Below are 11235 nucleotides of genomic sequence, written 5' to 3'. Positions count from 1 at the left end.
TTGCTCTAGGACCGCTTGGCGCCGCACGAGGCGCGCACCACGATCTCGGTCGGGATGCGCGTCGTCGTCACCTCTTCGCCCTCGATCAGTCCGGCGACGCTGTCGACCAGAACCCGCCCGGCCAGTTGCGTATTTTGCCGCACGGTCGACAGCGACGGCCATACGGCATTGCCGACCCACAGGTCGTCGAAGCCGATAATTGACACGTCTTCGGGCACCTTCAATCCCTGGCTCATCAGATGGCGCATCGCCCCCAGGGCCAGCATGTCGGTCGAGGCAAAGATGGCGTCGAAGGCCACGCCCGACGCCAGCAGCCGTGCCGCCGCCTCGGCGCCATCGTCCAGGGTCAACTGGCTATCGATTTCCAGGGCCGGATCGTGGGCGATGCCCGCCTCGTCCAACCCGCGGCGATAACCTTGCAGGCGCTCGATGAATTCCCAATGATCGCTGTGCAACTTGCCAATATAGGTAATACGCTTGCGCCCCAACCCGGCCAAATGCTGGACCGCGCTCCACGCGCCGCCCTCATTGTCGCTGACGACACAGACATTGCCGGCCGCCGTCCGGTTCAGCCCCCAGACGACCCAATTGTCGTCGCTATGGTTCTGGCTGCGGAAATTGTGCGCATAGGTCTCGAAATTCTTGGTCCCCAGGAAGATGATGCCCTCGGCCGGCCGCGACAGACTGTAGGCGCCCCACTCATTGTTTTCGTGTTGCAGCGAAATGACCAGCTCATAGCCTTTTTCGGCGGCATATTTGATGATCGACCCGACCATGGGCAGAAAGAAGGGATTGATATTGCTGTCCTGGCTGTCCATGTCTTCGAGGATCAGCAGGGCCAGGGCCTGGATCTTGCTCGACCGCAGGCGCTGAGCGCTGTGATGGATCTTGTAGTGCAGCTTTTCGGCGGCCTCCAACACGCGTTGCCGGACATTGTCGCTGACCAGGGCCGAATGGTTGAGGACCCGCGATACTGTCGATTGCGATACCCCGGCATAGGCGGCGAGGTCGATCGAAGTCGGACGTCTGCTCATCTTACTCCCCGGTACCGCAACAGGATGCAGGACCTGCCATACAGGAACCGCCTCTATTGTCTTCATTATCGGGGAAGCCTAACTCAACGCTTGAGGAAAACAATGAGAATACGTATTCACGGCATGGCGGGCGCGGCTGTCGGGGCCCGTGCACGGATGAGGGCACGAGGTCTGGACGGTATTCGGGGCTAAAGCACGCAACGATAATCTAAATATTGAGATGAATCGGGAAACGCTCGATGGCCCGGCATTGGCCGCCATCTTGCCGTAACAGGTGCGATAACACGCTGCGCGCGGCCACAGTGGTATCGATCGACACGGTGGCCAGACCCGGGACGGCGCGCAGAACCTGGCTGCACACTACGACGGGAACAGCCAGCGCCGGCAGCCGCGCCGCCCATGACGGACCGGGCTCCCGGGCGATAAAGACGGCGTCGACACCGTCGCCCGAAGCCGGCAGGTCGTGCCGCACCAGGCCCGGACTGAAGCCCAGGCCGGCATCGGTCAGCGCCGTCAGATAACCCATGAAGCGCTGTTGCATGACCATACCTGCGATATCGCCGACAAAGGCGATGCGTCGGCAGCCCTGGGCAGCCAGATGCGCCGTCGCCCGGACGCCGCAGGCAAAATCATCGGGGCCGCAACTGTCATAACGCGCGTCGTGGCCGCCACTGCCCCACACCATCACGCGGTGATGGGCCGCCAGGCTGTCCAGGGCCGGACCCAGGTCGTCGCCGAGAAAAAGGAAGGCATCAGCGTCTTTCCGGCGCAGGACATCGGCCAAATGCATGTGGTCGTGCGGCCCCAGGTGCGACAGGAGCAGGTTGCACGTCAGGTCGCCGGCGGCGGCGAAGAGACCGTACAGGATGGCGTGATGGTCGCGGCCGTCGCCGAACGGCACCATGACGGCGACGGTCCGCGTCGCTTCGCGCAAGGCCTCCGGCATGGCGTGGACCGCCGCATAGCCGTGGTCGCAGGCCACCTGCCATACCCGGCCCTTGGTCACGCGGTTGATCAGCGGCGAGTCGTTCAGCGATCGCGATACCGTGGCCACCGACACCCCGGCCAACCGTGCCAGGTCGGACATGCGCACCTTGTGCGCGGTCGCGATGTCGACGGTGTCCACGGACATGGCGGGTGGTATCTCCTCAACAATGAGGGGCCAGTGTCCGCCATACCGGCCCTGGAAAAAACCCTCCCGTGGCTTGTGGGTACGTATTCACGCACGCGCTGAGTACGTATTCACGTCATAACGCTCGGCAATGCCGGGCGATAAACTGTTCATGGCTCGGCAGCCGACGCACCTCATGCGCCAGGATGGTCTTGATATTGTCGAGATAGCCGGCGCGATCGCGCGGTGAAATCGTCTGAACGAAGGGATGCACGGCCTTGGGGACGATGCCCTGGCCCCACAAAACCTGGAGCCAGCTCGCCAGCTGAAATAGGTCGTGCGGTGTCGGCTGGATGACGGCGGCCTCGCGGAACAGCTCGATCTTGTGCATCAGACTGTCGGGTACGGACATATGGCGGCAATCGTCCCAGAAGGCGTCACCCTCGCGCGCATTGGCATGGTAATGCAGGATGATGAAGTCGCGGACAAAATCATATTCCTGAATGGCGTTCTCATTGTAGGATTTGCGTAGCCGATCATTGCTGCCGGCATGGGGAAACAGCATGATCAGCCGTTCGATCGCCGTCTGGATGAGGTGAATCGATGTCGATTCCAACGGCTCCAGGAACCCGCTCGACAGCCCTATGGCGACGCAGTTTTTGTTCCACAATTGCCGCCGCCGGCCGGTGACGAAACGGATCGGCCGGGCGTCGGCCAACGGCTCGCCGTCGACATGATGGACCAGAATATCGTGCGCTTCGTCGTCCGACATATGGCTCGACGCGTAGACGTGACCGTTGCCTGTACGATGCTGCAACGGAATCCGCCATTGCCAGCCGGCCGCGTGGGCCGTTGCGCGCGTATAGGGCGTGAGCGGCCCGGCACTGGCGCAGGGCAGGGCCAGCGCCCGGTCGCACGGCAGCCAGTGCCGCCAATCCTCGTACCCGGTCTTCAGCGCGCCTTCGATCAACAGGCCGCGAAAACCCGAGCAATCGACAAAGAACTCACCCGCGATCACCGTCCCGTCGGCCAGGGTCACCGACTGGATATCGCCGCTGTCACCATCCTGCGCGACATCGACCACCTTGCCTTCGCGCCGCACGACGCCCAGCTTTTCGGCGTAGCGGCGCAGAAACGCGGCATAGAGTCCGGCGTCGAAATGAAAGGCGTAATTCAGGCCGTGCAGCGGCGAATCCGCAATGGCCGGCAACCGGTCGAAACGATTATGCACGGCCGCCTGGTAATTGAAGCTGTAATCCCACAGATCGCCCGGCTTGCCGGCAAAATGGTCGTTCAGCCAATAGTGATGAAACGGGATATAGCCCAGGTCCTTACCCAGCGGCCCGAAGGCATGCATATAGGCGTGGCCCTTATGGCGCCAGTCGCGAAACTCGATCCCCAGCTTGAAGGTCCCGTGCGTTTCGCGCACGAAGTCGTCTTCTTCGATGCGCAGCATGGCGTTGAACAGGGAAATCGGCGGGATCGTGGCTTCGCCGACGCCGATCGTGCCGATGTCGTCGGATTCGATCAGGGTAATCTTCACGCGCGGCCCGAACGCCTTGACGAGACCCGCCGCTGTCATCCAGCCCGCCGTGCCGCCGCCAACGATGACGAGTGATCTGATCTCGGATGGTGCCATGCGGCTCTCGCTTATCAATAAAAAAGGCGCCCGCCGGGAAATCCCGGCAGGCGCCCAAGGCTGAGCGCAACACTCAGTAGAATTTGTAGCCGATGCTCAGCATGTAATCGGCCCCGTAATTCTCGTACTTGATGATGTTCTGGGTCTGGCCCTTGCCGGCATAGATGACAAAGGGTTGATCCGTCAGGTTGTAGCCCGAGAAGTTGACCGAGAAGCCCTTCAACGGACCGTTGTCGAAACTGTAACCAATCTGGGCGTCGACGACCTTTTCGGCGGCGATCCATTGCGATCCCAGCGAACTGTCGAAGTTCGGCACCTGACCTAGCCAGGCGCTGCGTGAGCGTTGGCTGACCCGGGCCGAGAAACCGTGCTTGTCATAATAGACGGTGGTGTTGATGACGCGCGGCGACAGGCCGGGCAGCGGGACCTTATTGACGCCGTCGGGCGAAATCTCCGACTGGTTATAGGCGCCGCTGATGACGATGCCGAAGCCGTCGAGAGCCTCGGTCAGCAACTCACCCGGGATCGAGGCGGTCAGTTCGAAGCCCTGGACGTGTCCGCCTTCGCCATTGGCCTGGGCGCCGGTATAGCCCATGCGGTTGGCGTCGGCCTTGGTATAGGTCGTGCCGCCCTGGGCCGCCGGCAAGGCGACTCCGGCAAAGCTGCTGGCCACATCCTTGTAATAGATGTAGCTGGTCAGCTGCTTGTAGTAGAGCGCGGCCGAGACATAGCCCTTGCGGCCGAAATACTTTTCGAACGAAATGTCGAAAGCATTGGCCTTCCACGGCTTCAGATGCGGGTTGCCGCCGCTGGCCGACCAATAATAGGGCGTCGTCCCCTTGGTGTAGGGCGCGGCCGTATCGCTGGCGACCGAATAGCTGACGCCGCCTGCCATGTAATCCATGGGGGGGCGGGCCAGGGTCGACGCCGCGGCGAAACGCAAGGTCATGTCGTCGGCCAAAGCGAAGTTCAGGTTCATGCTGGGCAGGATATCGGTATATTTATCACCGTCCTTGACCGTCGAAACCGGCAGTTCGTGGGTCACCGGATCGGGACCCGGTGTGTAGCCTTCGGTGACGCGCTGATCGGCGCCTTGCGACTGCACGCCGATATTGCCGGTCAGCGGCACGCCGAAGAGATGCGTGTCGATATCGGCCTTGACGTAGAAGACGCTCAGCTTTTCGTCCATGTCCCACGACTGGGTGATGTCGAATTTCCGGTCACCATCGCTGGCCAAGGGATCGACTCGGGCGTCGGTGACGCTCCAGAAACCGCTGCGGTAAAGGCCGAGCGCGTCATAGGAGATCATGCCGTGCGAATTTCCGAGGAAGTCGGTATTGACGACGCCGGTGCGATAGGCGTCCGGGACCACCATGGCCGGGCCGCCCTTATTGATCAGCATGCCCTGCCACTGATACTTTTTCTTGGCGCGGTCGGACAGGTTGACGCCGAACGTAACGCCGCTGAACGGACCGCTGCCGATGGCGCGCGTCGCCGCCAGTCGAACGGCCTTGATTTCGTCATCGACCGTCGGCTTGCCGAGATAGCCGGCGCGAGTATTCGGACCGCCCCAACCGCCCGGGTCGGTCAGGAACACCTTGCTGAAATCGCTGTAATCGAGCGAGGTATGGACATTGGTGAAACCGTCGGACGAGGTGTCGAAGACGAAATTGTCTTTGACGACCGAGCCGGCGGGACCGGTGCCGGCCGTCGATTCCAGGCGAAGATCGGTGCGGTGGACCTTTGAATCGCTGATATCGGCATCCAGCGACCATTGGTCGTTGAGCTTGTAGGCGATATTGACGCCGAAATTGTCGATCGTGGCGTGGCGCTCGTTGTTGTAGTTTTCGATGACCGTGGTGACGCCGTCGAACTCACCGGTAACGATACGGCCGTCCTTGACCGTATAGCCCGGTGACAACACATTGCCGGACCCCCAAACCGTGCCGTATTCGAGGCGACGAATGGTCTGGATTTCGGTGAAATCGGAATGGAAGGCATCGACCGTGACATGTAACTGGTCGGTGGGCTTTAATTCGAGGGCGCCGAAATAGGAGGTGCGGTCGTAGAAGGACGATTGCTGGCCCGACTTGTCGCCGCCGATAACGATATTGCCATCGCTATAGGTCGGATAGCCCCACGGTTCGTGGGTTTGTGCCTGGTAGGGCGCCTTGGTGTGGGCGACGCCCAAGGCCAGACCGATGGTCTTGTCGGCGAACTGGTCGATATAGGTGATGTTGTAGCGGTCGCCCTGGGTCGGTTGTGTCGGCACGACCGCCTGAGTGCTGTTCTTCTCAATCTTGTAATTCATCGACAGGGCCCGCTTGCCGTAGGCCAGCGGGCGGACGGTTTCCAGGTCGGCCGTACCGGCAATGCCCTGATAGGACATGCTGGCGTCTGGGGTCTTGAACACCTTGACCTGGCTGATGACCTCGGACGGATACTGATCGTACTCGACCGAGCGATTGTCGTTGGTCGAGGCCTGTTCGCGGCCGTTCAGGGTGGTCACCGTGAAGTCGGGCCCCAGGCCGCGGATCGACAGGGTCTGAGCGCGGCCCTTGTCGCGTTGCGCAGCAATGCCGGGCAGGCGGCCGATCGATTCGGCGATCGAGTTGTCGGGCAACTTGCCGATATCTTCGGCCGAAACGGCTTCGATGATCGACGAGCTTTTTTTCTTGGCGGTGATGGCGTCCTGGATCCCTTTGCGGATACCGGTGACGACGACCGTGGTCGAATCGTCCGTCGTCGGCGCATTGGCCGAGGTCGCGTCCTGGGCGAAAGCCGGTGCCGAATAGGCTGTAGCCGCAACCAGTGCCAAAGTCCCCACGCAGGTTAACAGACCGTTCCTGAAGGTCTGTTTAGAGTTTATAATTGTCATAACGTTTTTCCCTTAGGTGTTGATGCGGCAGGAGGAAATCCAGCCGCAATCGTGCGGTTGTTACCGCTAGCGTTGCTCAACCCTTACCTCTCTGAAGCGGAGGTCTATGACGAGTTTTTTACATGGAAAATTTTCGTTTACAATATTACGAAAGATAAAATGATGATCATAATGTAATTTGGCATGTATGAGTGTTAAAAATGTTACAATAATCTGTAAAATCTATTAGTTAGCGCTAACAATATTATATAAATTACGATATTTATGACGATATAGTCGCGTTTACGTGTCGACTATACTGAGTCTCTTGGAGATATATTCGGCAATACGATTCGTAATTACCGAGGCCGCGACAAAGCAAGCCGCTTTGTTCAAACTTATCGAACAAAGTTATGCTTGAAAAAACCCTGTAAATTTTAATGGGTACGTATTCATGACGGTCAGCAGGGCGCCCGCGTACCTAAAGCGCTTGGCCGTGTGCGCCGTATTCGAACGTCTTGGCAAGATAGGCATAGCCGAGCGGCGCCGTCACCGCGGCATTGACCAGGCGGGCGCGGCATTCCTGGTAGGACAGCTGATCGAGTTGGAAATAGAGCAGGTTGGCGCGGACGAAATAGCCGAGCTCGGCGACCTGATAATCCTCACGATGTTTCATGCGTACGGCAATGAATTCGATAATGTCGAGCGCGATATCGTCGCCGTCCAGGCCTTCCATTTTGAAGGTGACCATAAAGGCGGCCATGATGGCGTTGGTGACGTTGGTGTTGCTGTCGACGATCATGTGRCGATGCTCCTTCCCCTGAAGCGTCGCAGAAAGGCGATTAACAAGCCATGCGTTTGACAGAGCGAAAAGAAAGGGAGCTATTAGCGCAAAGTGGCGATCGGGCCGGTGTCTTGCCCGGTTGATCTCTTTCGCGCGTTCTAGCGGCGGCCGAAAAGCCGCTCGATATCCTTGAGCTTAAGCTCCACATAGGTCGGACGGCCGTGATTGCATTGGCCGGAATGCGGCGTTGCCTCCATCTGGCGCAACAGGGCATTCATCTCGTCGGCCGTCAGCCGCCGCCCAGAGCGCACACTGTGCCGGCAGGCATGATCGCCGCAGATTTCCGCCATGCGTTCTTTCAGTGCCAAAAGCTCGCCATGCTCGCTCAGGTCGTCCACCAGATCGCGCACCAATCCGGCAATATCGCAATCTCCCAAAAGCGTCGGCATATCGCGGACCAAAACGCTGGTCGGGCCAAAGGCTTCGAGCATCAGTCCCATGGCTGCCAGGTCGTCACTGCGCGCCATCAGGCGGGTGACTTCCTCGCGCTCGAGATCGACGATTTCCGGGATCAGCAGGCTTTGACTTTGCACGCGGCCTTCGGCCATGGCCTGCTTCATCTGTTCGTAGACGAGGCGTTCGTGGGCGGCATGTTGATCGACGATGACCAGGCCGTCGGCGGTCTGGGCGATGACATAGGTTTCGTGAATCTGCGCCCGCGCTGCGCCCAAAGGAAACGCTTGTGACGGAAAGGCCACCGGCTCGCTGATCATGGGCGGCAGTTGCGTCAGAACCTCGCTAAAGGCTTCGGCCATACCTTGCAACTCATAAGCAGGCATCTCCTGCCTGGGAGGCGCATCGGGCAAACTTTCGACGCGCGCAGTCGGGGTAAACGGCGTCTCCATAACCGGGCTGAGATAGGGACGGACCGCGGCGATCTGCGAAGCGGTAGGTCGGTTCAGACCGAGCAAGGGCTGAAAGACGTCGCTGCGAAAACCGCTGATCGCCTGATGGGCGACGGTGGTTGAGGCGCGGTGGCCGGCCGAGGCGAGGGCGTGTTTAAGCGCGCCGATAATCAGGCCGCGTACCAGGGCTGGATCGCGAAAACGCACCTCGGTCTTGGCCGGGTGGACGTTGACGTCGAGCTCCTGCGGATCGATTTCGATGAACAACGCCGCCAACGGATGGCGGTCGCGCGCCAGGAAATCGGCGTAGGCGGCGCGCAAGGCGCCGGCCAGCAACTTGTCGCGCACCGGGCGATTGTTGACGAAGAGATATTGGTGCATGGCATTGCCGCGCGAAAAGGTCGGCAGGCCGGCATAACCCGTCAACCGCACGCCTTCGCGCGCCTGGTCGATCAAGATGGCATTGTCGGCGAAGTCGTCACCGAGAATCGCCGACAACCGTCGCAGGCGGCCCTCGAAGCCGGGATGTTCACCGTACAGTTTCAGGGTGCGCTTGCCGTCGAGTTCGAGCGAAATGCCGACGCCCTCATGGGCCATGGCCTGGCGCTTGACCTCCTCGGCGATGGCCATGTTTTCCGAGCGCTCGGATTTCATGAATTTCAGGCGCGCCGGTGTGGCGTAGAACAGGTCGCTCAGTTCGATGCGCGTGCCGTGGTCTAGTCCGAAGGCCGCCGGCTTGATGGGAGAAATGGCGCCGCCATCGACGCGGATACTCAGCGCCTGGCCGTCGCGTGGTTTCGACGTGATGTTGAGGCGCGCCACCGAGCCCATCGAGGGCAGGGCCTCGCCGCGGAAACCGAGGGTGCGGATATGTAGCAGATCCCACGTCCCGTCGTCCTGCGGCTTGAGCTTCGAGGTGGCGTGACGCTCAATCGCCAATTCCAGATCCTCCGGCCCCATGCCCGAACCGTTGTCCTCGATCAGGATACGCGACAGGCCACCCATGGTGGCGCGGATGTCGATCTGGCGGGCGCCGGCATCGATGGCGTTTTCCATCAGCTCCTTGACGGCCGAAGCCGGCCGTTCGACGACTTCGCCGGCGGCGATGCGATTAATGGTGTCCTGGGGCAGGCGCTGGATCGAGCTCATGCCGTCAATATAGGCGGAGTCGACACGAATGTCATGCTGAGGCAGATTTTTACCACCGATCGCCGCAGCGACTTTCGCCGCAGCGACTTTTGTCGCAACGTTTCGAACGGCGACGTTTGCGGCAAGAGCTCATTCGGAGCACTGGTGTTCTTGGCTTAAGGCCTCTGCTACTCCGATTCTCGTCAGCAGGTGTGTCGTCGCCATGAAAAACGCGGACCGCCGAGCAGCGATCCGCGTTTATTCGTGTCATGCGTGGCCGTAAACCCTACATAGGTTTGCGGAACACCAAGGCCATGCGGTCGGTCTTGCCGCGTACAGTCGGGTCGAACACTTTCAGCGTATGGTCGTCGGCCGGATTGGCCAGGGCGTCGCTGTCTTCGACCAGTTCGAAACCGGCGGCTTTGAAATCGGCCAGGACAGTGGCTTCCTCAATGCGGTGCAGGCTGTTGGTCTGGGTAGCGCCGGCGCCGTCGACGGTTTTATGGTCGGTCAGGATGATCAGGCCGCCGGGCTTCAAGGTCGAGGCCAGGTCCTTGAGCAGGGCGGCGGAATCGTGGCCCGGCTCGTTATAGGTGTCGTGATAGATGGTGCCGATAAAGATGGCATCATAGGGCTGGGCCGGAACCGGCACCTTGTCAAAATCGACCACCAGCAGGTGCAAATTGGGGCGCGCCGTGGCCAGAGCCTGGCGGGCCGCGTCATCCTTGGGATCGATCCAGGCCGGAGGATTTTGCGAATCGACGCTGCCGCCGCAGACCGCCGCCGACAACAACATGGAAGCATAGCCACCGCCGGCGCCGAGATCGAGGACATGATCGCCGGGCTTGATATTGGCCAGCACGAAGCGTGTTTCGCTCAGGCGCGACTCGTCCTTGCTGCGCTGGCTGTCGGGCCGGTCCGTCTTGGCCATGACCGCTTGAACGCGGGTATCAAGAGTGGCGTCCGCAGCGCATTCTGGAGCGGTAGATTGCGCGAAAGCGGCTGGGGCGAGCGCCGCCAGCGACAGCGCGAGGGTGAGAGCAAGTACACGCGTCGATACCATGGGGCGTCTCCTGAAATGAAAAAAGGCGCCCCGAAGGAACGCCTTTTTCGCCATATCGGCAAGTAAACTAAAGTTAATCTTGCGAGCTCTAAAGGCCAGGCAGCTTGAAGCGCTTCTCGGCCTTTTGCGAAATAATGATCGGTTGATCGCCGGTCAGGGCCTTGACGCGTTCGGCTTCGGCCGCGGCATCGACCGGGGTCGACTCACTGCCGATATTGGTATTGTTGGCGGCGACCGAGGTATCTTCCTTCTTCTTCCAGAACATGACCTTGTCGGCGAAGTTGGGTTCCTTGTAGGTCAGGTCGCCGAATTCATCATCGACGACATAACGGGCCAGAGGGTCGGCCTTGTTACCGCCGGCCTGGGCAACGAACAGCTGTTCGCCCTGGCTGCGATTGACGGCATCGCGTTGACCCAGCAGAGCCTGGCGCGCGGCGCTTTCCGGCTGCAATTCTTGCGGGCGGGGCTCACCTGGTTCGGGCGGACGCAAGGCATAGTCCGGTGGCACAACCAGCGGCGCCTTGGTGACGACGCGAAATTCGTCCGGCACCACCTTGTTAAGGCCCAAGGCATTCTTGGTGGATTGACAACCGGCCAGGCTCAAGCCCGCCAAAACCATCAAACCCACGCTCACGCGTACCGACTTCATCCTGTGCTCCAATTTGCCCCACCAGACTTGCGCCCGGTCAGGGAGTCATAGTTGTTTTATGTCCG

8 protein-coding genes are annotated in these 11235 nt (G+C 60.5%); all 8 read right to left on the bottom strand.

The window, feature by feature from the left end; genetic code table 11:
• Positions 1-5 precede the first annotated feature (5 nt).
• Positions 6-1034, bottom strand: coding sequence for a LacI family DNA-binding transcriptional regulator (locus tag AC1DX3_RS22120; protein WP_476991520.1), 1029 nt, complete (start codon positions 1032-1034; stop codon positions 6-8).
• 208 nt (positions 1035-1242) lie between these two features.
• The gene (locus tag AC1DX3_RS22115) at positions 1243-2166 is read right to left on the bottom strand and encodes a LacI family DNA-binding transcriptional regulator (RefSeq protein ID WP_476991519.1); all 924 of its coding nucleotides are present in this window, start codon (positions 2164-2166) and stop codon (positions 1243-1245) included.
• 115 nt (positions 2167-2281) lie between these two features.
• The gene (locus AC1DX3_RS22110) at positions 2282-3784 is read right to left on the bottom strand and encodes a tryptophan halogenase family protein (protein WP_476991518.1); all 1503 of its coding nucleotides are present in this window, start codon (positions 3782-3784) and stop codon (positions 2282-2284) included.
• A gap of 73 nt (positions 3785-3857) precedes the next feature.
• A complete protein-coding gene (locus AC1DX3_RS22105) occupies positions 3858-6662 on the bottom strand; it encodes a TonB-dependent receptor (protein WP_476991517.1) in 2805 nt (934 codons plus the stop codon).
• 460 nt (positions 6663-7122) lie between these two features.
• Positions 7123-7443, bottom strand: a complete 321-nt coding sequence (locus AC1DX3_RS22100) for a hypothetical protein (protein ID WP_476991516.1) — start codon at positions 7441-7443, stop codon at positions 7123-7125.
• A 140-nt stretch (positions 7444-7583) separates the two neighbouring features.
• Complete coding sequence (gene mutL, locus AC1DX3_RS22095) at positions 7584-9479, bottom strand: DNA mismatch repair endonuclease MutL (RefSeq protein WP_476991515.1); 1896 nt, start codon at positions 9477-9479, stop codon at positions 7584-7586.
• Between the two features lie 265 nt (positions 9480-9744).
• On the bottom strand, positions 9745-10521 hold the full coding sequence (locus tag AC1DX3_RS22090) for a methyltransferase domain-containing protein (RefSeq protein WP_476991514.1): 777 nt from the start codon (positions 10519-10521) through the stop codon (positions 9745-9747).
• A gap of 88 nt (positions 10522-10609) precedes the next feature.
• Positions 10610-11170 carry a DUF3035 domain-containing protein gene (locus AC1DX3_RS22085; RefSeq protein WP_476991513.1) on the bottom strand — a complete coding sequence of 187 codons (561 nt, stop codon included), beginning with the start codon at positions 11168-11170 and terminating at the stop codon, positions 10610-10612.
• Positions 11171-11235 lie beyond the last annotated feature (65 nt).

The sequence above is a fragment of the Asticcacaulis sp. P2_B1 genome, assembly GCF_056404915.1.
The sequence above is the reverse complement of the archived record's forward strand: the minus strand, read 5'-3'. Positions and strand labels throughout refer to the sequence as shown.

Excerpts from the sequence above, each read along its gene's own strand:
- AC1DX3_RS22120 (WP_476991520.1), bottom strand. The coding sequence starts at position 1,034 with ATGAGCAGACGTCCGACTTCGATCGACCTCGCCGCCTATGCCGGGGTA.
- AC1DX3_RS22115 (WP_476991519.1), bottom strand. The coding sequence starts at position 2,166 with ATGTCCGTGGACACCGTCGACATCGCGACCGCGCACAAGGTGCGCATG.
- AC1DX3_RS22110 (WP_476991518.1), bottom strand. The coding sequence starts at position 3,784 with ATGGCACCATCCGAGATCAGATCACTCGTCATCGTTGGCGGCGGCACG.
- AC1DX3_RS22105 (WP_476991517.1), bottom strand. The coding sequence starts at position 6,662 with ATGACAATTATAAACTCTAAACAGACCTTCAGGAACGGTCTGTTAACC.
- AC1DX3_RS22100 (WP_476991516.1), bottom strand. The coding sequence starts at position 7,443 with ATGATCGTCGACAGCAACACCAACGTCACCAACGCCATCATGGCCGCC.
- mutL (WP_476991515.1), bottom strand. The coding sequence starts at position 9,479 with ATGAGCTCGATCCAGCGCCTGCCCCAGGACACCATTAATCGCATCGCC.
- AC1DX3_RS22090 (WP_476991514.1), bottom strand. The coding sequence starts at position 10,521 with ATGGTATCGACGCGTGTACTTGCTCTCACCCTCGCGCTGTCGCTGGCG.
- AC1DX3_RS22085 (WP_476991513.1), bottom strand. The coding sequence starts at position 11,170 with ATGAAGTCGGTACGCGTGAGCGTGGGTTTGATGGTTTTGGCGGGCTTG.